This is a genomic window from Mycobacteroides franklinii (assembly GCF_001853795.1).
GTDB lineage: Bacteria > Actinomycetota > Actinomycetes > Mycobacteriales > Mycobacteriaceae > Mycobacterium > Mycobacterium franklinii.
On the sequence record NZ_MLIK01000004.1, the window covers coordinates 995001 to 1017293 of the forward strand.

23 protein-coding genes are annotated in these 22293 nt (G+C 64.4%); 9 read left to right on the forward strand and 14 right to left on the reverse strand.

Annotation, left to right across the window (positions count from 1 at the left end):
- Positions 1–77: 77 nt before the first annotated feature.
- Positions 78–1535, forward strand: coding sequence for an MDR family MFS transporter (locus BKG76_RS05385; RefSeq protein ID WP_070936535.1), 1458 nt, complete (start codon positions 78–80; stop codon positions 1533–1535).
- 115 nt (positions 1536–1650) lie between these two features.
- Here BKG76_RS05385 and BKG76_RS05390 read toward each other — a convergent pair whose 3' ends face one another.
- The gene (locus tag BKG76_RS05390) at positions 1651–3132 is read right to left on the reverse strand and encodes a flavin-containing monooxygenase (RefSeq protein WP_070936536.1); all 1482 of its coding nucleotides are present in this window, start codon (positions 3130–3132) and stop codon (positions 1651–1653) included.
- Positions 3133–3206: 74 nt separating this feature from the next.
- On the opposite strand from BKG76_RS05390, the gene BKG76_RS05395 reads away from it, so the two are divergent.
- Genes BKG76_RS05395 through BKG76_RS05410 form a run of 4 tightly spaced genes read left to right on the forward strand, consistent with a single transcriptional unit; the run spans position 3207 to position 6039 of the window.
- The gene (locus tag BKG76_RS05395) at positions 3207–3845 is read left to right on the forward strand and encodes a TetR/AcrR family transcriptional regulator (protein ID WP_070936537.1); all 639 of its coding nucleotides are present in this window, start codon (positions 3207–3209) and stop codon (positions 3843–3845) included.
- Positions 3832–4929 carry an alcohol dehydrogenase catalytic domain-containing protein gene (locus BKG76_RS05400; protein WP_070936538.1) on the forward strand — a complete coding sequence of 366 codons (1098 nt, stop codon included), beginning with the start codon at positions 3832–3834 and terminating at the stop codon, positions 4927–4929. The genes BKG76_RS05395 and BKG76_RS05400 overlap by 14 nt, the downstream gene beginning before the upstream one ends.
- Positions 4926–5369, forward strand: coding sequence for an acyl-CoA thioesterase (locus BKG76_RS05405; RefSeq protein WP_070936539.1), 444 nt, complete (start codon positions 4926–4928; stop codon positions 5367–5369). The genes BKG76_RS05400 and BKG76_RS05405 overlap by 4 nt, the downstream gene beginning before the upstream one ends.
- 4 nt (positions 5370–5373) lie before the next feature.
- Positions 5374–6039 (forward strand): enoyl-CoA hydratase/isomerase family protein, encoded by a 666-nt coding sequence (locus BKG76_RS05410; protein ID WP_070936540.1) that lies wholly within the window; start codon positions 5374–5376, stop codon positions 6037–6039.
- On the opposite strand, the gene BKG76_RS05415 is transcribed toward BKG76_RS05410, so the two are convergent.
- The 3 genes from BKG76_RS05415 to BKG76_RS05425 all read right to left on the reverse strand — a co-directional run bounded on the left by BKG76_RS05415 (position 6019) and on the right by BKG76_RS05425 (position 8907).
- Positions 6019–6468, reverse strand: a complete 450-nt coding sequence (locus tag BKG76_RS05415; RefSeq protein ID WP_070936541.1) for a hypothetical protein — start codon at positions 6466–6468, stop codon at positions 6019–6021. The genes BKG76_RS05410 and BKG76_RS05415 overlap by 21 nt on opposite strands.
- Entirely contained in the window at positions 6465–6893 is a 429-nt protein-coding gene (locus tag BKG76_RS05420; protein ID WP_070936542.1) for a MarR family winged helix-turn-helix transcriptional regulator, read from the reverse strand. Before BKG76_RS05420 ends, BKG76_RS05415 begins: the two co-directional genes overlap by 4 nt.
- A gap of 94 nt (positions 6894–6987) precedes the next feature.
- Positions 6988–8907, reverse strand: a complete 1920-nt coding sequence (locus BKG76_RS05425) for a hypothetical protein (RefSeq protein WP_407937636.1) — start codon at positions 8905–8907, stop codon at positions 6988–6990.
- A 236-nt stretch (positions 8908–9143) separates the two neighbouring features.
- Here BKG76_RS05425 and dinB point away from each other — a divergent pair, with 236 nt between their 5' ends.
- Complete coding sequence (dinB, locus tag BKG76_RS05430; protein ID WP_070936893.1) at positions 9144–10349, forward strand: DNA polymerase IV; 1206 nt, start codon at positions 9144–9146, stop codon at positions 10347–10349.
- Between the two features lie 25 nt (positions 10350–10374).
- On the opposite strand, the gene BKG76_RS05435 is transcribed toward dinB, so the two are convergent.
- Positions 10375–11154, reverse strand: a complete 780-nt coding sequence (locus BKG76_RS05435) for a VOC family protein (RefSeq protein ID WP_070936543.1) — start codon at positions 11152–11154, stop codon at positions 10375–10377.
- Between the two features lie 125 nt (positions 11155–11279).
- Here BKG76_RS05435 and yaaA point away from each other — a divergent pair, with 125 nt between their 5' ends.
- The gene (yaaA, locus tag BKG76_RS05440; RefSeq protein WP_070936544.1) at positions 11280–12041 is read left to right on the forward strand and encodes a peroxide stress protein YaaA; all 762 of its coding nucleotides are present in this window, start codon (positions 11280–11282) and stop codon (positions 12039–12041) included.
- Here the strand turns inward: yaaA and BKG76_RS05445 are convergent.
- The 4 genes from BKG76_RS05445 to BKG76_RS05460 all read right to left on the reverse strand — a co-directional run bounded on the left by BKG76_RS05445 (position 12031) and on the right by BKG76_RS05460 (position 16293).
- Positions 12031–13788, reverse strand: a complete 1758-nt coding sequence (locus tag BKG76_RS05445; RefSeq protein ID WP_070936894.1) for a hypothetical protein — start codon at positions 13786–13788, stop codon at positions 12031–12033. The genes yaaA and BKG76_RS05445 overlap by 11 nt on opposite strands.
- A gap of 94 nt (positions 13789–13882) precedes the next feature.
- Entirely contained in the window at positions 13883–14317 is a 435-nt protein-coding gene (locus BKG76_RS05450) for a DUF779 domain-containing protein (RefSeq protein ID WP_070936545.1), read from the reverse strand.
- Entirely contained in the window at positions 14298–15818 is a 1521-nt protein-coding gene (gene adh, locus BKG76_RS05455; RefSeq protein ID WP_070936546.1) for an aldehyde dehydrogenase, read from the reverse strand. Before adh ends, BKG76_RS05450 begins: the two co-directional genes overlap by 20 nt.
- A 76-nt stretch (positions 15819–15894) precedes the next feature.
- Positions 15895–16293 carry a PaaI family thioesterase gene (locus BKG76_RS05460; protein WP_070936547.1) on the reverse strand — a complete coding sequence of 133 codons (399 nt, stop codon included), beginning with the start codon at positions 16291–16293 and terminating at the stop codon, positions 15895–15897.
- 143 nt (positions 16294–16436) lie between these two features.
- On the opposite strand from BKG76_RS05460, the gene BKG76_RS05465 reads away from it, so the two are divergent.
- Positions 16437–18446 (forward strand): MDR family MFS transporter, encoded by a 2010-nt coding sequence (locus BKG76_RS05465; RefSeq protein WP_070936548.1) that lies wholly within the window; start codon positions 16437–16439, stop codon positions 18444–18446.
- Here BKG76_RS05465 and BKG76_RS05470 read toward each other — a convergent pair.
- Positions 18400–18927, reverse strand: coding sequence for a TetR/AcrR family transcriptional regulator (locus BKG76_RS05470; RefSeq protein ID WP_070936895.1), 528 nt, complete (start codon positions 18925–18927; stop codon positions 18400–18402). The genes BKG76_RS05465 and BKG76_RS05470 overlap by 47 nt on opposite strands.
- A 124-nt stretch (positions 18928–19051) precedes the next feature.
- Here BKG76_RS05470 and BKG76_RS05475 point away from each other — a divergent pair, with 124 nt between their 5' ends.
- Entirely contained in the window at positions 19052–19963 is a 912-nt protein-coding gene (locus tag BKG76_RS05475) for an LLM class flavin-dependent oxidoreductase (protein ID WP_070936549.1), read from the forward strand.
- 17 nt (positions 19964–19980) lie between these two features.
- Here the strand turns inward: BKG76_RS05475 and BKG76_RS05480 are convergent, their stop codons facing one another.
- The 4 genes from BKG76_RS05480 to BKG76_RS05495 all read right to left on the reverse strand — a co-directional run bounded on the left by BKG76_RS05480 (position 19981) and on the right by BKG76_RS05495 (position 22245).
- Complete coding sequence (locus BKG76_RS05480) at positions 19981–20268, reverse strand: hypothetical protein (RefSeq protein ID WP_070936550.1); 288 nt, start codon at positions 20266–20268, stop codon at positions 19981–19983.
- A 113-nt stretch (positions 20269–20381) separates the two neighbouring features.
- Complete coding sequence (locus BKG76_RS05485; RefSeq protein WP_070936551.1) at positions 20382–20825, reverse strand: type II toxin-antitoxin system Rv0910 family toxin; 444 nt, start codon at positions 20823–20825, stop codon at positions 20382–20384.
- A 36-nt stretch (positions 20826–20861) separates the two neighbouring features.
- Complete coding sequence (locus BKG76_RS05490) at positions 20862–21995, reverse strand: lipase family protein (protein ID WP_083337946.1); 1134 nt, start codon at positions 21993–21995, stop codon at positions 20862–20864.
- Between the two features lie 25 nt (positions 21996–22020).
- Positions 22021–22245: an antitoxin gene (locus BKG76_RS05495; protein WP_070936552.1), complete on the reverse strand. Its 225-nt coding sequence runs from the start codon at positions 22243–22245 to the stop codon at positions 22021–22023.
- Positions 22246–22293: the final 48 nt, after the last annotated feature.

Sequence of the window (22293 nt, forward strand, 5' to 3'; positions counted from 1 at the left end):
ACGCTGGCCGAGGATTCGTCCAGTCAACCTACGCAACCAACTAAAGCCCACTCCGCGCCTCGACCAGAAGGAATTCAGTGACCGAACAGTCGCAGTTCGCCGCCCCGGCGAGCGCCACCAAACGGGGCGGCCCACTTATCGCACTGCTCGTGGGTGCCGCGTTCGTTGTCACGTTGAACGAGACCATCATGGGAGTTGCACTGCCGCAGTTGATGATCGACCTGGCAATCACGGCGAGTACGGCGCAGTGGCTGACCACCGGGTTTATGCTCACCATGGCGGTGGTTGTCCCTGTGACCGGATACCTGCTCGAGCGCTTCACGCTCCGCGCCGTGTTCTTCACTGCAATGGGCCTGTTTTCTGCTGGAACTCTGATCGCCGCAACGGCTTCCAGCTTCGGACTGCTAATGCCCGGCCGGATCGTCCAGGCTTGCGGGACCGCGATCATGATCCCGCTGCTCATGACGACGGTGCTCAACGTGGTCGCGCCCGCCCGCCGCGGCCGCATGATGGGCGTGATAACGATCGTGCTTTCGGTGGCACCAGCGGTCGGACCCACCCTGTCCGGTCTGATCCTCTCGGCCCTGGACTGGCGTTGGATGTTCCTACTCGTGCTGCCCATCGCGCTGGTAGCACTCGGGCTCGGGGCCATCTGGATTCAGAACGTGATCGAACCGCAGGCTGTCCGGTTCGATGCACTATCGGTGGTGTTGTCCGCGTCCGCCTTCGGTGGGTTGATATTCGGGCTCAGCAGCGTCGGGGAATCAGTGAACGGAAACGCCATCGTTCCCGTGTGGGTTCCGCTTTTTCTTGGTTCGGTGTCGCTCGTGGGATTCGTTCTGCGCCAACTGCAGCTCCAGCAGCACGACCGAGCGCTGCTCGACCTGCGGACCTTCCGTTCGCGCCCGTTCATCACCGCCCTCGTCCTCGTCTTCATCATGAACGCGGGTCTGTTTGGAACGCTCATCCTGTTGCCGCTCTACATTCAGAACGTCCTCGGGCTCAGCACGCTGCAGGCCGGTCTCACGCTGCTTCCGGGTGGCCTGTTCATGGGCCTGATTGCGCCCGGTGTCGGTTCGTTGTTTGACCGATTCGGCCCACGCCCCTTAGTGATCCCAGGCATGGTCGTCTCCGCCCTGGCGTTGGTGGTGATGACTTCCTTTGACGCCTCCACCCTGATCGATTGGGTTGTTGTCGCACATGTCCTGTTGTGCCTCGGGTTCGGGCTCGCATTCACGCCGTTACTCACCTCGGCCCTCGGTTCGTTGCCACAGGAGCTCTATCCCCACGGCAGCGCGATCGTCAGCACTGTGCAGCAATTGGCCGGCGCCGCCGGAACCTCGTTGTTCGTGACCGTCATGACGGTTCGCTCAGCCTCGGCGTCGGCCATCGGAGCCGATACTGTCGCGGCATCCGCTGACGGCATTCACACTGCATTCGTCTGCAGCGCCGTCATCGTCTTCGTTGCAGCCGTTCTGTCCGTGCTGATCCGCGCGCGACCCTCGACCCCGGATACCGAGCCTGCACTGGGTTGATTCCGAGTCAGCTGCCGATCGACCTCTACCCCATCCGTTCGCGAGATCCCTGAAAGCCTTATCCACCTATGAAAAATGGCCGGGCGCTGACTGCACCCGGCCATTTCCCAGAGAGTTACCTGCCTACTGCAACGGGCTCCCCGTGCGACGACTTCACCCTGCTGAAACGCACACCCTTATCGGCGACCTTCCCGTACTTGAGCACGGGCAGCTCACGGAAGTAGTTCTGGTACGAGCGCCATGGAGCCAGCGGCACCTGGTGCGGCACCGCACTCTCCGCGCGGGTGACATACCCGGAGACCAAGTCCTCCAAGAACGGCAGTCGCTCGCTGGTCGGGGGCTCGACCGGCCACACGACCGTCTGGCCCTCTTTGTCCATGTACTTGAGCAGGCGGCAGGCGTACTGCGACACCAGGTCCGCACGCAGGGTCCACGAGGCGTTGGTGTACCCGAAGGTGAAGATGAAGTTCGGCAGACCGGTCAGCATCAAACCCTTGTAGCTCACCGAATCCGCGGGGTTCACCTGCACACCGTCCACCACAGGCTTGAGCCCACCGGCCAGCTGAACATTCAAACCCGTTGCGGTCACGATGATATCGGCCTCGAGTTCCTCACCCGACTCCAGCAGGATGCCCTTGGGCGTGAACCGCGCGATGCGGTCGGTGGCTATGGAGGCAGTGCCCTTGCGTAGGGCGCGGAACAGATCCGAATCCGGCACCACGCACAACCGCTGATCCCACGGGTTGTACTTCGGGGTGAAGTGCTTGTCCAGGTCAAAATCGGGCAGCTGGCGCTTCAGCAGCGCGCGCAGGATCCCCTTCATGCGCTCCGGGTCGCGGCGGCTGGTCTGGTAGCTGATGAAGCTGACCATCTGGTTCTTCCACTTCACGATCGGGTACGCGATCGATGCGGGCAGCTTGCCCTGCAGCGCCACGGCAAGCGCGTCGGTAGAGGGCAGCGACACCACATAGGTGGGTGAACGCTGCAGCATGGTGACGTGCCCCGCGGTTCCGGCCATCGCGGGAACCAGCGTCATGGCTGTCGCCCCACTGCCGATCACAACGACCTTCTTGCCGGCGTAGTCCAGGTCCTCGGGCCAATGCTGTGGATGGATCACCTGGCCGGTGAAGTCCTCGACACCCTCGAACTCCGGCGTGAAGCCTTTGTCGTAGTTGTAGTAGCCGGTGCACGCGAGGAAGAACCGCGTGGTGAACTCGACGATCTCGCCCTCATGCTCTGCCCGAACCGTCCAGAGCCCCTGCTCGGAGGACCACTCGGCGCCGACGACCTTGTGACCGAACCGGATCTTCTTGTCCACGCCGAACTCGCGGGCAGTGTCGGTGACGTACTCGCGAATGGAGGTTCCGTCGGCGATGCCCTTGGTGCTCGTCCACGGACGGAAATTGAAGCCCAGGGTGAACATGTCAGAGTCGGAACGGATGCCCGGGTAACGGAACAGATCCCAGGTACCGCCGATACGCTCGCGCGCCTCCAGCACTACGAGGTCCTTGCCCGGCAGGTCGCGGGCGACATGGCAGGCCATGCCGATCCCCGAGATTCCGGCGCCCACGATGACAATGTCGACATGTTCGGTCATGAGAGCTAGGCTATCGACGCAGTGTCGAGAAAGTCAACAGTGTGTCGATAGATTTATAGAATGCGCAGGTAGACGTGACAAAGCCAGCAACGAGAGGCCGCAAAACCACGCGTCCCTCCGGGGACGAGCGGATACAGGCCATCCTGACCAACACCGAGGAACTGCTCGGGCAACGCCCACTGACGGATATCTCCGTCGATGATCTGGCGCGTGGAGCCGGCATCTCGCGCCCCACGTTCTACTTCTATTTCTCCTCCAAAGAGGCCGTACTACTGACGTTGGCCGAGCGGATCATCGAAGAGGCCGACGCCAACGTCGCCGGCATCAACCCCGCGGCCATGACAAGCCCGGCCGAGTACTGGCGTGCCGTGATCAAGGCCTACTTTGACGCCTTCGGCTCCCACCGGGCCCTCACCGTCGCGTTGTCCAGCATGCAAGGAACAAGCCCTGAACTGGATCAACGCTGGTCCGAGGTGACCGAGAACTGGGTCTCCAACACGACACTGGGCATCGAGGCCGAACGCACCCGCGGCGCCGCGCCGACGACGATTGCCGCGCGCGATATCGCCATCGCACTCAACCTCATCAACCAGGCGATGATGCGAGCCACCTTCACCGGGCAGCAGCCCGCGGTCGACGACCACAAGGTGGTCGATACGCTGCTCCACGTCTGGCTCAATGCGATTTACGGAGGGGTCTGTGCGAATTCGTAGTGCGGTGCTGCACGCGGCGCCGATCGAGCGGCCGTACCGCGACACTCAGCCGTTGAAAGTCGTTGAACTCGAACTCGACCCGCCGGGCCCCGGCGAGGTACTGGTCCGGATCGAGGCCGCGGGGCTGTGTCACTCGGATCTGTCGGTGGTCGATGGGAACCGGATTCGCCCGGTGCCCATGGCACTCGGCCACGAGGCGGCCGGTGTCATCGCCGCAGTGGGCCCCGGTGTTCGCGACGTCTCCCCCGGCGATCACGTGGTGCTGGTCTATGTGCCCAGCTGCGGCGCCTGCCGATACTGCTCCTCGGGTCGGCCCGCGCTGTGCCCGGACGCCGCGGCGGCGAACGGTCTCGGCGACCTGATCCGCGGCGGCACCCGCCTGCACGATCTGGACGGCACCGAGGTACGTCACCACCTGGGTGTCTCAGGTTTCGCCGATCATGCTGTGGTGGACCGTAATTCGGTAGTCGTCATCGACAAGAACGTTCCCCTGGACACGGCGGCTCTCTTTGGCTGCGCCATGCTGACCGGTTTCGGAGCCGTCACCCACACCGCCTCCGTGCGCCCGGGAGACTCGGTCGCGGTCTTCGGATTGGGTGGCGTCGGGCTGGCCGTCGTGATGTCGGCGGCCGCCGCCGGCGCGGGTGAGGTACTGGCCATCGACCCGGTGCCCGCCAAACGCGAACTTGCCCTTGAACTCGGCGCCACCAGCGCCTGCGCACCCGATGAGGCCCCCGGCGGTCACGACTGGGTGTTCGAGGTGGTCGGCTCGGCCGCCGTACTGGAGCAGGCGTACGCGCTCACCGGCCGCGGCGGTGGCACCGTCTCGGTGGGCCTGCCACACCCCGACGCACGAATCACCCTGCCCGCATTGAATATCGTCGCCGAGGGCCGCAGCATCCTGGGCTCGTACATGGGGTCGGCGCAGCCGCAGCAGGACATCCCGGCCATGCTGGCTTTGTGGCGCGTCGGACGGTTGCCGGTGGAAAAGCTGAAGTCCGGAGAGCTGCCCCTCGATGACATCAACATCGCACTGGACGCACTGGCCGACGGACTCGCGGTGCGTCAGGTGCTGCGCCCATGACCAAACCGGAGCTGCCCACCAAGGCCGACTTCCCGGTGCACCGTCGGCACCAAACCCGTTGGGCCGATAACGATGTCTACGGGCATGTCAACAATGTCGTCTACTACGCCTGGTTCGATACCGCCGTCAACGGCTGGCTGATGGAGGCCGCCGGATGCGATATTCGCGACCTGCCCGCCATCGGCGTCGTGGCCGAAACCTCATGCAAATACTTGGCAGAGGTGTCCTTTCCCGATGAGCTGTCCATCGGCCTGGCCCTGGAGCACCGAGGCCGCAGCAGTGTCATCTACAAACTCGCGGTGTTCACGGTCGTCGACGGCGTTGTCGAGGAGACCCCCCGCGCCCTGGGCCGGTTCGTCCATGTCTACGTGGACTCCGATGCCCGCACACCCGTCCCCATCCCCGAGCAAGTAGCGACAGCTCTCGAACAGTTGAGGTAACAACATGTCTGCAGTTCTCACGCGCGACGGCGCCATCGCCACTCTTACGCTCGGTACCGACGAGAACCGGTTCACCCTGCCCTTCATCGACGAGGTCAACGCGCGGATCGATGAGGTGCTGGCCGACGAAGAACCCACCGCTCTCATCGTGACCGGTAGCGGAAAGTTCTTCTCCAACGGGCTGGACGTCGACTATCTGGGCGCCAACCCCGACAAGCTCGGCTGGTACATCACCGAGGTTCAGAAGATCTTCGTGCGGCTGCTCACGCTGCCGGTGCCCACCGTGGCCGCCGTGAACGGACACGCCTACGGCGCCGGGGCCATGGTCGCCCTCAGCTGCGACTACCGGGTGATGCGTGCCGACCGCGGGTTCTTCTGCCTACCCGAGGTGAACGTCGGGCTGCCCTTCACGCCGGGCATGGCCGCTTTGTGTCAGGGCCGGATGACCCCGCAGGCCGCGTCGGCCACCATGCCGAGCGGTCAGCGCTACGGCGGCGACGACTGCGTCCGACTGCTGATCGTCGAGGCGGCGGTCCCCGAGGCCGAGGTGCTCAGTACCGCAAAGGGATTCGTTGAGCCTCTGGTAGGTAAGAACCGCGACACACTGGGCACCATCAAGAACGGCATGTACAGCTCGATCGTGCCGCTGCTACTTGCCGGATTGGGATGAGCCTCGTGGGCGAGTGCCCCCGAACTGGGGTCGCGACAACAGCGCCACGATGGCCAGCGCGACGGCGATAGCCGACGCGGAGATCGCAACCCAGAAGCCGTACCCGGTCACGATCGGTGGCTTGATGTTGGTGCGGTAGTACAGCAGTTCCAGCCCCATCAGCGCGAGCGCCAACACACCGGCGGCGACGGGCGCGATGCGGTGCAGGATGTGCTGCCCCACCATGCATCCGGCCACCACCAGCAGTGCGGAAACCAGCAAGATCATCTGTCCCGCACCGAATCCCGACGGTAGAACCACCGATCCGGTGGCGCCGCCGATCGCGTTGGCTCTGCCCCCACCGCTGGCCGAGGTTCGCAGCCACGGAAGCCAGACGCTGAACGCCATCACCAAGCCGGTGAACGCGATCAGCCATCCGACCCTTCTCATGGCAGCTGGCTCGGAACACACTTGGCCAGCATGGCCTTCAACGCGCGCCGCTCGTCGGCCGTCAGTTTCTCCATGACCTCGTTCTCGCCCGCGGTGACCGCCTCTGCCGCCTTATCCAGCTGGGCGCTACCGCGCCGGGTCAGACGGGCGGGCAGCGACCGACCGTGGTCCGCACTCTCCGGACGGCTGATGAGGCCCTCTTCCTCCAGCCGGTGTAGCACCGCGTTCATCGCCTGCCGGGTAACCATCGCTTGCCTGGCCAGCTCGGAGTTGGACATGCCGGGGTAGGTACGCAAGATCTGCATGCAGATGTACTCGGGCAGGCTGAGGCCGCTCGGCTCCAAGCGGGCCGCGACCTTGCCCCGAAGTGATGTCGCGGTACGGGTCAGCAAGTACCCCAAGCTCGCGGTGCCGTCGATTTCCATGTCAATGATGTTGACTTATGTCAGTGCCGCTTACAAGCAGGTCCCCGCGCCGTGTCGGGCGCGGGGACCTTTGTGCTTGCTGCCGGGGACTAATTCACGATGCCTTGTGCGAGTCGCTGTGCGAGGAACCGCTCGAGGAACCGCCGGACGAACTGCTGGAGGATCCGCTGGAGGAGCCGTTCGACGCACCGGAGTGCGAGTCGCTCGACGACGAACTCGAACCGGACTCCGGCTTCGCGTTGGACGGCGCAGCGCTTTCGGGCTTCTTCGCAGTTGAAGACTCGTTTTCAGACTTCTTCGGGGTAGCGGCCTTGGCGTCAGCCTTCTCGCTCTTGTCCGCCTTCGCCGAGTCATCGGCCTTCGGCGTGACCCCGCCACTGACCTCTCCGATCTTGGTGACCGGAGTGGGCAGCTTGACCTTCGGCAGATTCACCTTCGGCTCTGCGGGCTTGGCAGCATCCGCCGGCTTCGCGGCGTCGGCGGGCTTAGCCGCGTCAGCAGGAGTCGCAGCCTTCGCCGGCTCGGCCGGGGTCGCGGCTTCGGCCGGAGTCGCCGGCTTGGCAGCTTCTGCCGGGGTCGCGGACTTGGCCGGATCGGCCGGAGTCGCCACCTTGACCGGATCGGCCGAGGTTGCGGGCTTGGCGGGATCCGCCGGAGCCGTCACCTTGACCGGCCCTGCCGGAGTGGCCGCCTCGACAGACTTGGCGGGATCCGCCGGAGTCGCCACCTTGACCTGCTCCGCGGGGGTCGCAGACTTCGCCGTGTCCTCGACGGTGCCGGTCTTCGCGGCGTCCTTGGTGACCTCAGTCTTCGCGGCGTCGGCCTGAAGCGTCACGGCGTTGGCGGTCAGCTTCGACGTTGGCGAGATCAACGATGCCGACGGCGTAACCAGGGATGAGAGACCCGGAATGGTCGGGATGGTCGGCGCGGTCTGCGACGTGATGCCCTGCAGATACGACAACACCGCGGCCGGCACACCGGGCAGCTGACCGATGGCCGTCACGAAGTTGTTAATGGCCGTCTGATTGGCAGCGGCGTTCAACTGACCTGTCGCGTACCAGAAGGGAACGTTGAACGGAAGCGTCAACGCCCCACCCAACACCGTGAAAACCGGCTGAATCGCCGTGAACAAACTCGGCGCCGGAGTCGCAGCTGCAGGAGTGGCCAACGCAGCCGTCTTGACCGTCGGCGTAGTGGCCGCCGCGGACGTCAACCCCGGAATCGACGGGATCGTCGGCAGCGTCTGCGACGGAATACCTGCCAGATACGACAACACCGCGGCCGGCACACCGGGCAGCTGACCGATAGCCGTCACGAAGTTGTTAATGGCCGTCTGATTGGCAGCGGCGTTCAACTGACCTGTGACAAACCAGAACGGAATGTTGAACGGAAGCGTCAACGCCCCACCCAACACCGTGAAAACCGGCTGAATCGCCGTGAACAAACTCGGCGCCGGAGTCGCAGCTGCAGGAGTGGCCAACGCAGCCGTCTTGACCGTCGGCGTAGTGGCCGCCGCGGACGTCAACCCCGGAATCGACGGGATCGTCGGCAGCGTCTGCGACGGAATACCTGCCAGATAGGACAGCACCGCGGCCGGCACACCGGGCAGCTGACCGATAGCCGTCACGAAGTTGTTAATGGCCGTCTGATTGGCAGCGGCGTTCAACTGGCCCGTGATGAACCAGAACGGAATGTTGAACGGAAGCGTCAACGCCCCACCCAACACCGTGAAAACCGGCTGAATCGCCGTGAACAAACTCGGCGCCGGAGTCGCAGCGGCGGCCAACGGCGTTGCGGCCGGACCTTGTACGCCCGGCAACGTGGCCAGTGAGCCAACGCTGCTGGCTGGAGCCAGCGTGCCGTCGTTCGACGTCAGGACATAGGCCTGGGTCGAAACGGTCTTGTGTTGCTCCGGACTGGCGATCGGAGCTTGGATCGTAGGAACAGAAGCCGTCGCGGCTATGCAGACACTGCAAACCGTCGCGGCAACCGTGGCACGAAGACGAACGCGCACGTGAACCACCCCTTCTGGGCAAAGAATGTGGACAGGCTGGAAGGAACCTGGAGAACTCGGAATAAACGTAGGGCACACTGCACCATGCCGCCGACCACGGATTCGATAGTTTTCCTAGCCGTAAATCAAATATCGCCCAGGGTCCACCAAGGATTGCCCTGCGATTCTCCGAATCAACTGGGGGTTGGGTATATCAACCCGATATGGCTGTCGGACCCCGGTGCGAGCATCTGTTCATGACCGGGACAGCCAGCATCCTGCACGCGGATCTGGACTCGTTCTACGCCTCCGTCGAGCAACGCGATGAACCGGCGCTGCGCGGCCGCCCGGTGATCGTTGGAGGCGGCGTCGTACTGGCCGCCAGCTACGAAGCTAAGCATCTCGGGGTGCGTACCGCCATGGGGGGTAGGCAGGCACTGCGGCTATGCCCACACGCCGTCGTGGTGCCACCGCGTTTCGACGCCTACAGCGCCGCGAGCAAGTCGGTGTTCGAAGTCTTCCGGGACACGACGCCCCTGGTCGAACCGTTGTCCATCGACGAAGCATTCCTGGACGTCTCCGGTCTGCAACGAATTTCGGGAACTCCGCGCGATATCGCGGCAACATTGCGCATCGAGGTACGGCGTCGCACCGGGCTACCGATCACCGTCGGTGTCGCCCGCACCAAGTTCCTGGCCAAGGTGGCAAGCCGCCAGGGCAAGCCCGACGGACTGCTGGTGGTGGAGCCGCACGAGGAGCTGTCGTTCCTGCGCCCACTGCCGGTGCAGGCGCTGTGGGGTGTCGGCACCGTCACCGCCCAGAAACTGCGGGTGTACGGAATCCGTACCGTCGCAGACGTCGCCGATCTCGGTGAGTCCACCCTGGCGTCGATGGTGGGCCGCGCCATGGGCCACCAATTACATTGCCTTGCACATAATGTGGATCCACGCCAGGTTCAGGGGGGACGGCGACGGCGTTCCATCGGCGCCCAGTGCGCTCTCGGCCGTCACCGCCGCACTCCCGGTGAGATCGACGCCATCGCAACACAACTCATCGAACGTATTGCCCGCCGCATGCGTGACACGGGCCGTAGCTGCCGAACGGTGGTTCTCCGGCTGCGGTTTCACGACTACACCCGCGCCACACGCTCACGTACCGTGCCTCGGCCCACAACGTCCACCGAACGACTCCTGGCGGTGGCCCGGCAGCTTGTCGAGGAGGCCGCTCCGCTCATCAACGAACAGGGCATCACCCTCATCGGGTTCTCCGTATCCAATTTTGACCCTTGCGGCGCAGCGCAATTGGAACTGCCGTTTGCGGGTTCGGAACAGCATGCGCGGGTACTCGACAGCACGCTGGACGAGCTACGCGACAGGTTCGGCACCCGATCGGTCACCCGCGCCGCCCTCTTGCACGGGGGCGGGCACGAGGAGTGGGGCATCCCGACCTTCGAGGATCTGTAGCGAAGACGGGATGCCCCAGCCGGAATCAGGAGACAGAGCACAGCCAGAAAGTGCCGCCGGTGGTGTCTTGCACCAGCGCCATCCGGCCATATGGGGTGTCCTGCGCGGGGGTCAGCACCACCCCGCCAAGCTCGGTGACCTTGGCGACGCTGGCATCGGTGTCGTTGGTACCGAAGTACACGGCCCAATGCGCGGGCACAGCCTCGGGGAGCGCCCACTGTCCGACCGTCGCGTCGTTGACGCCCGCGATCGGCTCACCGTCATGCTGAGCGCACGCATACCGAAAATCGGCGGAATCACCTTCTACCTTGGTGTTCCACCCGAGCACCTTGGTGTAGAAGTCGACGGCCTTGTCGTATTCACGGGTGTTCAGTTCATGCCATACCGGCGCACCGGCCTCCCCGACACGTTGGAAACCCTTGTGGGCCAATGGTTGCCATAGTCCTACTACCGCGCCCGAGGGATCCCCGAAAAGTCCCATGTATCCGAGCTGCGGAACTTCCATCGGGGGTAGGCAGTTGGTGCCACCGTTGTCCACTGCCTTTTGCAGGGTGACGTTGATGTCGGCGGTGGCGAAGTAGGTCGTCCATGCGTCGGGGGCATTCCATTCAGGGTTGTTGGCGATCATTCCCGCGACGGCCTTACCGTCCTTGTGCGCGTTGACATATCCGCCGTACTCGGGGCCGGCCTCCTGCAGGGTCCAGCCGAACAGCGCGCCGTAGAACGCCTTCGACTTCTCAAGGTCCGATGAGGCGAGGTCGATCCACGCCGGAGCTCCGAGTGGGGTTTCTTCACGAGTGGACATGAGGTCTCCTTGAAACTGGAAGGGGCATTCATAGGTACCGACCGCCGACGACGTGAAAACTCATCGCGCGCGGTTTGGCCACCTCTCCGCGACCGGAAGGAAGCCAGTTCGCTACGGTCTCTGGCGTGATCGTGCTGCTGCCACCCTCGGAGACCAAACGCGAAGGCGGGAATGGCGCACCCCTGCGCCTGGACGAGCTGGCAACGCCATCGCTGAACCCGGTACGCGAAGCACTTGTCGACGAGCTCATCGCCCTCGCGGCCGACCCTGGCGCGTGCAGGAAGGCGCTGGGCATCTCGGTATCCCAGGACGCCGAGATCCAGCGCAACGCCGAACTGCGTGTGTCCCCCACTATGCCTGCCTTGCAGCGGTACACGGGTGTGCTGTACGACGCCCTGGATGTGACATCGCTGCGGGGCGCCTCCGCGACCCGTGCGCGCGAGCGCCTCGCCGTGGGCTCCGCGCTGTTCGGGCTGTTGCGCGCCGACGACCCGGTTCCCGCCTATCGGCTGTCGGCGTCATCCAAGCTGCCCGGAAAGCCGACACTGGCCGCGCGCTGGAGGCCGGTCCTGGAACCTGCGCTAGCTGAGCTGGCGGCCGACGAACTGGTGGTCGACCTGCGATCGGGTTCCTATGCTGGATTGGGGCGGTTACCCCACGCGGTCACCGTGGACTGCCTCACCGAGCATCCCGACGGTCGTCGCACGGTGATCACCCATTTCAACAAGGCGCACAAGGGAAAACTGGCACGTATTCTCGCCGGGAGCCGGGCCGAACCCAACGATGCCGCGGCGGTGGCCACGGTGGCCCGTCGCGCGGGACTTCATATCGAGCGCGACGGCGACACCCTGACCATCATCGTCAGTCCTGAGAGCCTCAGTCCTTAGAGCCTGAGTGAGACTTTCCTTCGGAGCTGTGCGACTTCCCTTCGGAGGAATGCGAACTCCCCTCCGATGAGGATGCGCCCTTGTCGGTCGACGACTTCTCCGTCGATGGCTTGTCCGCCGGTTTATCGGTCTTGGTGCCCACGGAAGACTTCAGTCCTTCATGCACCTTGGTGTCCGTGGATGTCGCGGGGGCCTTGCTGTCCGTCTCGGCTCCCTTGGACCCCTCGGTCTTCTTGGTGCCTCCGGTGGTACCGGTCTCACCAGGCGTCGACTTCAGGCTGTCCCGGGTGACCTTGACCGGCCCCGCGGATTCGGGCTTAGCCGGTTGCGGTTTCGTCTCCGGTTTGGCATCGGCGGGTTTCGCAGGCTCAGGTTTTGTGGCCTCGACGGCCTTCGCCGGATCAACCTTGGGCTCGGCGACCTTGGGCTCGACAGCCTTCGCCGGATCCACCTTCTGATCAACCTTGGCCTCGACGGCCTTGGTCGGATCTACCTTCGGCTCCACAACTTTCGTCGGATCCGCCTTCGGCGCTTCGGCGGGCACCTCGGCGGGCTTGGTCTCATGCTCGGTCTTGGGCGTCTCGGCAGTCTTATCCGAAGGCGTATCGGAGGGCTTATCAGAAGCCTTGTCCGTGTTCTTGCCCTCGTGCTCGTTGCGCTCGATCTTCGAGGTCTTCGCATCCGCTTCCGGCTTGGCGGCCGCAGACTTCTCGGATGCGGAATCCACCTTGGTGGCAGCCTTATCGGCCTGCTGCGACGCGGAGTCCTCCGGCGTGGTCTTGGTGTCGGGCGCGGGTACCGACGGCTTCGGCACCTGTCCCAGCAGACTCGACAAGTCATTGATCGCGGCGACGATCACCGACGGCACACCCTCGGTCTTACCGATGATCGCCTGCACCGGCACCGTGATCGGCAGGGCAAGAACGTGCAGTACCGCGAACGCCAACTGCGCGAAGTAAGACGGCGTACCGAACGCCGGCCGCGGTCCTGGGAAGTTGGTCGGCAGGGGATCCGGCTCGGGCGTGGTCGGCGGGTCGGTGTCCGTTGCCGCCGATTTCTGCAGCGGCGAAGAACCCTCCGCGGAAGCCGCCGCGGCCTTCTCCTGCAGCTGCGATGCCGCGGGTTGCTGCGGCGACAGGCCTGGTATCTGCCCCAACAGGCCCGACAGATCGTTGATGGCCGCGGCAATCACCGTCGGCACACCCTCGGCGCTGCCGAGGAAGAACTGCACAGGCACCGTGATCGGCAATGCCACAACGTGGAACACCGCAAAGGCCAACTGCGCGAAGTAGGACGGAGTGCCGAATGTCGGACGCGGCCCCGGGAAATTGGTAGGTGGCGCCGGATCGTCGGCCGCGGGCGGGTTTGTGGGCTGGTCTACCGGCGGATCCACGGGCTGATCCACCGGAGGATCGGCAGCAGCGGCGACAGGATTGATCTCCGGAGACACGCTGGCCCGCGCGAGATTTGGTGTCGCGAGCAGCTTGGCGACGGTGCCAATGAGGTCACTGCTGGTCGCTACCCCACTATCCGCCGAATTCGATTGCGGTGCAGCATCATTCTGCGGCGCGGCCGCAGCCAGCAAATCAGAGAACGCCGTCAGAGAGACCGCCCGGTTCGTCACGGAACGTGTTGTTACCGTGGGTGTTACGGGAAGGGTCGACCGAGCGGATCGCAGGTCCACGCCTGCGCCTACGCAAAGACTGCACACCGCGGCAACCGCGGTAGCTCGAATACCGACGTGCATCAACAACACTCCCCACGGCCAACCAGACCGACTCCGACAAGAGCAAACTACTACCTCCCCTGCCCGGGCTCAACACGAAAGCCGCGCGGCGGGCTCAGCCGTCGGCGCCGGTCCGCACCGGCCGATCTGCCAGCGCCAGCACCTCGTCATCGGTGAACAACCGCGACCGGATCAGAAACCGCACTCCCTCGGGCGCCTCCAGCGAAAAGCCAGACCCACGACCAGGCACCACATCTATGGTGAGATGTGTATGTGACCAGTACTCGAACTGGTCGGCGCTCATCCAGAACGGAGTGTCCCCGCTAACTTCGCCAAGCAGCACATCGGCTGCGCCCACCCGGAACTCCCCGCGCGGGTAACACATTGGCGCGCTGCCATCACAGCAGCCGCCGGACTGGTGGAACATCACAGGACCGTGTTTACCCACCAGCGAAGCCAACAACTCCGCGGCCGCCGGGGTGAGTTCCACGCGATTGATCAGGGTCTGGCCTTGTTCGGGCGAATCCGCATCAGAAGAACCCTGCGGCATCGGGTGAGTAGCTCACCAAGAGGTTCTTGGTCTGTTGGTAGTGATCGAGCATCATCTTGTGGTTTTCACGCCCGATGCCGGACTTCTTGTATCCGCCGAACGCCGCGTGCGCCGGGTACTGGTGGTAGCAGTTGGTCCATACCCGCCCCGCCTTGATACCCCGGCCAAGCCGATAGGCGTTGGTCATATCGCGCGACCACACCCCGGCACCAAGGCCGTACAGGGTGTCGTTGGCGATCTTCAATGCCTCGTCCAACGAGTCGAACTTCGCCACGGACAACACCGGCCCGAAGATCTCCTCCTGGAAGATTCGCATGTTGTTGGTGCCCGCGAACACCGTCGGCTGAATGTAGGCACCGTTGGGATACTCGGCGACCTTCCGGGCGTCCCCGCCGGTGAGCACCTGCGCACCCTCTTGCCGCCCAATATCGATGTAGGACAGGATCTTTTCGTACTGGTCGTTACTCGCCTGCGCACCGATCATGGTGTCCTCGTCGAGCGGGTCGCCGCCCACGATCGCCTCCACACGCGTGATCGCGCGGGCGATGAACTCGTCGTAGATGGACGAGTGCACCAGCGCACGCGAGGGACAGGTGCACACCTCGCCCTGATTGAGCGCGAACATGGTGAAACCCTCAAGTGCCTTGTCCAGGAAGGCGTCGTCGGCGGCCATCACGTCGGGCATGAAGATGTTGGGGCTCTTACCGCCGAGTTCCAAGGTGACGGGAATGATGTTCTCGGTCGCGTACTGCATGATGAGGCGTCCGGTGGTGGTCTCACCGGTGAACGCGATCTTGGCGATCCGCGGGCTGGAGGCCAGCGGCTTACCCGCCTCCACACCAAAACCGTTGACCACATTGATGATTCCCGGCGGGAGCAGATCGGCGATCAGTTCCATCAGCACCAGGATCGAGGCGGGGGTCTGCTCCGCGGGCTTGAGCACCACACAGTTGCCCGCCGCCAGCGCCGGCGCCAGCTTCCAGACGGCCATCAGCAGCGGGAAGTTCCACGGGATGATCTGTCCCACAACGCCGAGCGGTTCGTGGAAGTGGTAGGCGACGGTGTCGTGGTCGATCTCGGAGATCGATCCTTCCTGGGCGCGGAGCACCCCGGCGAAATAACGGAAGTGATCGATTGCCAGCGGGATATCCGCGTTGAGGCTTTCCCTGATCGGCTTACCGTTATCCCAGGTTTCGGAGACCGCAAGCCGCTCGATGTTCTGCTCGATCCGGTCGGCAATCCTCAGCAGGGTGTTCGACCGTTCGGCCGGTGAGGTATTGCCCCATGCCTCGGCCGCGGCGTGGGCGGCATCCAGGGCCTTCTCGATGTCCGGAGCGGTGCCGCGAGCGACCTGTGTGAACACCTTGCCGTCGATCGGTGAGACGTTGTCGAAGTACTGCCCCTCCGCTGGGGCCACCCATTCCCCGCCGATGAAGTTCTCGTACCGGGGCGCGAAAGTGACTGCACTGCCCTCAGTTCCGGGTGCCGCGTGCTTCGTCATTACCTGCTCCTGTCGATCATCGATGTGAGCTCTGTGACGTACGTTACACCCAGGTCAGAAGCGGGAACACCGGCCATCAGCCTCGCGGCCAAAGCACCAGTTGGGTGCACCGGAACAGCGCTACAGTGCGCCCGTCATCGGACGTCACCGTCGCATCCCACAGCTGCGTGGAACGTCCGCGATGGACCGCGACCGCGGTTCCGGTGAGCGTGCCCTCGCGCGCGGCGCCCAGGAAGTTCGTCTTCAGCTCGACGGTGGTGAATCCGGTCGCCCCCTCCGGCAAGGAAGCCAAGCACCCGTAGCCGCACAACGTGTCCGCGAGCCCCACGATGGCGGCGGCGTGCACGAACCCGTTCGGGGCGAAGAGTTCCGGACGGATCGGGAGCTGGGCGGTCACCGTGCTGTCCGCGTACGACACGGACTCGATCCCCAGAAATCCGGGAAATTGGTCCGTGGGAAGGCGTTCGCTCGTCATCGGGTTCCTGTCCGTTTGTGTGCCGGCAACGTGAGTTCATGATGCGCGAATCCACATACCTTTAGCATGGGTAAGTCATGCCAGCCGAAAGCCAGAAGCAGTCACCTGAGCCCACGACAGTCGATCAGGAAGCTGCGAGCTCCATGATCAGCCTGCAGCGCCGCAATCTCGTCTTTGTCGCCGTGGTGCTGGGAATGTTGCTCGCCGCACTGGACAGCACCATTGTCGCCACCGCCCTACCGACCGTCGTCGCCGACCTCGGCGATGCCGGACACCAGTCCTGGGTGGTCACCAGTTACCTACTGGCCTCCACGGTGGCCACCGCGGTGATGGGCAAGTTCGGTGACCTCTTCGGACGACGGACCGTCTTCATGACCTGCATCGTGATCTTCGCGGCCGGATCGCTGCTCTGCGGTATGGCCGGATCGATGGCGATGTTGGTCGGTGCGCGCGCGATCCAGGGCCTCGGTTCCGGCGGGCTCATGGTGACGGCGACGGCCCTCATCGGCGAGATCATCCCCATGCGCGAACGCGGCCGCTATCAGGGCATGCTGGGTGCGGTCTTCGGAGTGACCACCGTGATCGGCCCGCTGCTGGGCGGACTGTTCACCGACCATCTGGGCTGGCGCTGGGCCTTCTACATCAACCTGCCCATCTCGGTCGTGGTGATCGCGGTGGCGGCCGGCGCCATCCCGGCACTGGCCAAGGCCGCACGCCCCGTCATCGACTACTGGGGCATCGTCCTCATCGGGCTGGGCGCCTCGGCACTCACGCTGGCGACCAGCTGGGGCGGCACCACCTATCCGTGGTCCTCACCGATGATCACCGGACTGTTCGTCGGCTCGATCGCCGCCATCGTCCTGTTCGTCTGGGTGGAATCCCGAGCGTCCGAACCGATTCTGCCGCCGCGACTGTTCCGCGACCCGGTCTTCACGATCTGCTGCGTGCTGAGCTTCGTCGTCGGCTTCGCCATGCTCGGGGTGATGACCTATCTGCCGACGTTCATGCAGTTCGTCAACGGCGTCTCGGCCACCGTCTCGGGTATGCGCACGCTGCCCATGGTGGCGGGCATGCTCATCACGTCCACCGCCACCGGCACCCTGGTGGGACGCACGGGCAAGTACAAGCGCTACCCGGTGGCCGGCACCGCCATCATGGCCATCGCGCTGGTCTTGCTGTCCAGGATGGACGCCTCGACGCCATTCATCCTGCAGTCGCTGTACCTGCTCATCCTGGGCGTGGGCATCGGCGCCTCGATGCAGGTGCTCACGCTCATCGTGCAGAACACGGCCCGGTTCGACGATCTGGGAGTCGCGACATCCGGGGTGACGTTCTTCCGCACCATCGGCAGCTCCTTCGGTGCGGCCATATTCGGCTCGTTGTTCTCGAACTTCCTGGCGCGCGAACTGAGCCCGGTGAACGCCTCACCCGAGGCCACTCAATCGCCGCAGGCACTGCATGCACTGCCACACGAGGCAGCAGTGCCCGTCATTCACGCCTATGCCGATTCGTTGGACATGGTATTCCTTTGTGCCGCACCGGTTGCCGTAGTCGGGTTCGTACTCGCGCTGTTCCTCAAGGAGGTTCCCCTCCGCGGGACGGACTCGTCACTGGCCACCGACCTCGGCGAGGGCTTCGGCATGCCCAACAACATCTCCCCGGACAAGCTGCTGGAAATCGCGATCAGCAACGCCATGCGCGGATTCCCGCACGTGGGCCTGCGCAAGCTGCGTGAGCAGGCAGGTGTCGCCATGCCCATCGCCCCGCTGTGGGCCCTGGTGCAAGCCAACCGTTTTCTCCGAGCCACGGGTTCGGCCGAGGTGTCCCGAATCGCACAGTGGTACCGCATACCAGCAGAGGTCATCGACCCTGCCTTCAATCAACTCGTCGAAAACGGCCACGCGTTGCGCACCGACGACCACATCTGGCTCACCGACACGGGCCGGGAGGAAGTCGACAAGATCAGCGAGGCGATCAACCAGTATTTGATCGAACGACTTTCCCGTACACCAGATTTCGAAGACCGCGCAGATCGGGAGCAGATTCAGTCAGCGCTGGAACGTATTTCGCGCCGGATTGTGACCGACACCGACTGGCGCGAGAACCCTATTGCTGCGCTACCCGCGGCTCCAGGGGCAGCAGCAGCGCGGTGATCAGCGCCTCGACCCCCGGGCGCGGATTGAAGTCCGGCGCCGGGTTGGCGAGCTGCTGGTAGATGATGCCGGTGAGGTAGTCCTGGAAAATCTCCGCATGTAGCTCGGGAGTTTTCGGGTTCACCTTGCGCATCAGCTGCAGTGTGCGGGGAATCTGCGCATCCCTGCCCCGCTGCAACGGCTCCCGCAATTCGGGGTGGCTCCAGCCTTCCATGAGAAGTGCCATGTACGCCCGCACGCGGGTGCTCATCACCCCGACGGCACCGTTGGCATAGGCCGCGCCGATGCCGACAAGGTCGGCGATCGTGGTCGGGTTGACCTCGGTGACAAGTGCCCGCCAAAAGGCCCGGCGGAGCTTCTCGATTTCAACAATGACCCCCAGCAGCAGGGCATCACGCGTACGGAAATGATTCGAGGTGGTCCCGCTCGGTACGTTAGCGGCCGCATCTACCGAGCGATAGGTGAGACCGCCAACACCCATGGTGCCCGCCACTTCAATGGCGGCAGCGACTACCTCTGCCCGCCTGCCCCTTGGTTGCTCCTCCACCACTGCGAGGGTAGTACGCCATAACGGCGATATGTGCGCTGACCCTAGGATCGAAGTCATGCGTTTCTCGATATGGGCACAAACCAACCAGTCCTGGGCAGATCTGCTCGATATCGCCCAATACGCCGACAACGGGACCTGGCGCGCCTTCTACGCCGCCGACCACTTCATGTCGCATGACGACACCCCCGAGCAGCGCACCGATTTCCACGAGGCCACCGCGCTCTTCGCGGCGCTCGCCGCGGCCACCTCACGAATCCGGCTGGCCCCCTTGGTGCTGTCGATGACCTTCCGGCATCCGGCGGTGCTTGCCAACTGGGCAGCCACTGTCGACCACGTGAGTCAGGGGCGCTTCACGCTCGGGCTGGGCGCGGGCTGGCAGGAAAACGAGCACCGGCGCTACGGGCTCGAACTCGGCAAGCCCGGACCGCGAGTCGACCGATTTGCCGAAGGGCTGCAGGTGATTACCGGGCTACTCAACGAACACGTCAGCACGGTGGACGGCGAGCACTACCAGCTGACAGAGGGCATTTGCGAACCCAAGCCGCTGCAGCAGCCGCTACCCATCCTGATCGGCGCGACTCAGCCGCGGATGCTCGGCCTGACCGCCCGGTATGCGCAGGAATGGAATCAGTGGTCCGCGCCCGGCACCTTCCGCGAAGTCGCCGCCCGTCTGGACGCCGCCGCGGAGGAGATCGGCCGCGATCCGGCGACCATTTGGCGTTCCACCCAGGCCCGCATCATCGTCACCGATGGCCCGCAGTCCGAGGCCCGCGCCGCGGAAACCGCTGCGGCATCACCGATTCCGGTGTTGTACGGCACCGCGGAACGTATCGCGGAGCAAATCGCACCGTGGGCGCAGGACGGCGTCGATGAGGTGATCCTGCCGGACCACCTGCTCGGCAACGGATCAGCGCGCCGCGACGCCTATGACGCCCTGGCGCAGGCACTCACGCCGCTCGCGGACTGATTCGTGCGCTGAGCGGCCTAGTTGCCCCAGCCGCGCTGGCCGTCCCAGCCGCCACAGACGCCGTTGTAGCAGCCGTGACCCCAGCCGCCCTGGCCTGGATTCCAGCCACCGCACACGCCGTTGTAGCAACCGCCGCCGCCACCCGCGTCACCGCCGCCCGAGCCGCCGGGATCGGCAAGAACGACCTGGTTGGACGTGGTTGTCGGCACCCCGGTGGTCATCACGGTGGCAGGCGAGGCAGCGATAATAGCCGCGCCAGCACCGGCAGCGAACACCGTTCCGATGATCTTCCGTGTGATTGACATATATCCATATTGCTCCTTATTCGGGAGCCTGCCAACCACCGACACGAACTCGATGCTCAGCCAATCACAAACCGTCGCTTACATTTTCGCAGGTAGACCGCGAAAAATGACAGCTATGACACAGAAGCAAAAACTTGAACGAATTTCGACAGTGAGGCATCGATATCACTGCGCAGTGCGGCGGCCACCACCGCGCCGATCGGACCGAACATCGCGGGCCCACCCAGGTGCAGGCTGAAGTCCACGACCGAACCAGCCCCCTTGGGGGTGATCGTCACCCTGAGCTTGACCTTGACACCGCCCCTGCCCTGCCCATCCAAGAAGAGGCCGGTGGGCGGGTCGTACTTCTGCAGCGTCCATTTGACCCGGTTGTACATGCCCTTCACGCACACGATCGAGTCGATCACCGTGCCCTTTTCCAGGGTCTCGGGCAACGCGCTGCGCCATGCCGTGTGAACGCTCAGCCATTCATCGAAACGCCGCAGATCCGAGGCGTGCTTCCAGGCCTCCTCGGGAGGGAGGGGCACATCGATGGAGGAATTCAGTTTGGCTGCCACGTGGGCAAACGATACCGGAGCGATACGAACGGAGAGCTAGCAGTTACTGGGCGCCGGGAGCCCGGCAAACCGGTCGGCAATCCATTGCACCCCGAGCCGCTCCCCCTCGGGGTCCACATGCCCCTTACCCGGCGACACCACCTCTTGAACCGTGTCCCCCAACGCGCAGGCCCGTCGCACCGCCGCATGGATCCACCGTGCGTCGATGAGCCTGTCGGCTCCACCTGCGTACACGAACATCGGTCCGGAGGCCGGGCCCAGTGGCAGCGCGATCCGCTTCAACGCGGCCGCGAAAATGATGGCGTCTTCCGGGGTGGTGCCATGAAAATCCTTGGCGCGCAACCTACCTATCGCCGCGGCTCGCGCGGGGTCCAGCCCGTTGTGACATCCCAGCAGCAGTGCCTTGTCATGGGGATTGTCCTGGAAGGAACCGTGCAGAAAATTCTCCGGTTTCAGCTCCGGGACGGTGACCGACAACCCCGTCAGCAGGGTGGGCATCATCGAGAGCTGGCTCCAGTCATATCGACCATCACCGACGTGCGTCGCCATATCAGTGAGATCGGCAGCCGGTGACAGATTGGCCGCCCCGACGAACTCCAGTTCGGAGGCGTAATCACCCGCGAGCTCGGCGGCGGCCCAGGTTGCCTGACCGCCCTGGGAGGCGCCGATGGCCGCCCACTTCGTGGAGGCCCCGGGAATCAGCGATACCGCGGCACGCGCCGCGTCGATGACGTTGAACCCCTCCGACCTCGGTTCCAGATATGGATGTGGGCCCGGCACACCCAGCCCCTCATAGTCCGTGATGGCCACCACCCAGCCGCGCTTGGTGAGGTTGCGCACCAACCAGATGTAGCCCCGCAGATCGGGCGCGCGGGAAACCGCACATGCGTCGTCCAGGCCCGTGGTGCCGTGACCCACCGAGACGATGGGCCAACCCGTCTGCGGTGGTTCACCTTTCGGCGAGAAGACGACACCGGTCACCTCGGTGGGCGTACCGGTGGCACCCGAGGTCGACATGTAGCGGATGAGATGACCATCGGCGATGGCATCTAGATCCGGGGCCAGCGACAGCGGCGCATCGGATAGCACTTCACCCGGCGGTGGCGAAGGAGGCTGCGGTGCAACACCTTCCGCCTCAACCCGCGCACACCCCGCCGTGACCAACACCAGCGCCGCCAGCAGCGACGCCAGTCGGCTACTGAGCGTCGCCGTCCTTAGGGGATTCGGAGCCTTCGGCCGGGTTGATCTTGTCGACCGCACCCTTGGCGGCGTCCTGAACCTTGTCGACCACCGCGGAGTACTTACCGCCGGTCTTGGAGTCGATCGCGTCGCCAACCTTGTCAACGGCCTGGTTGACCTTGTCTTTGTTGCCCGCCAACAGGCTCTTGAGCTTGTCGATGAGGCCCTTGAAATCAGCCATGAGCTTGTTCTCCTTCGTGTGGGACGGCGCAACTGTAGTACGAGATGG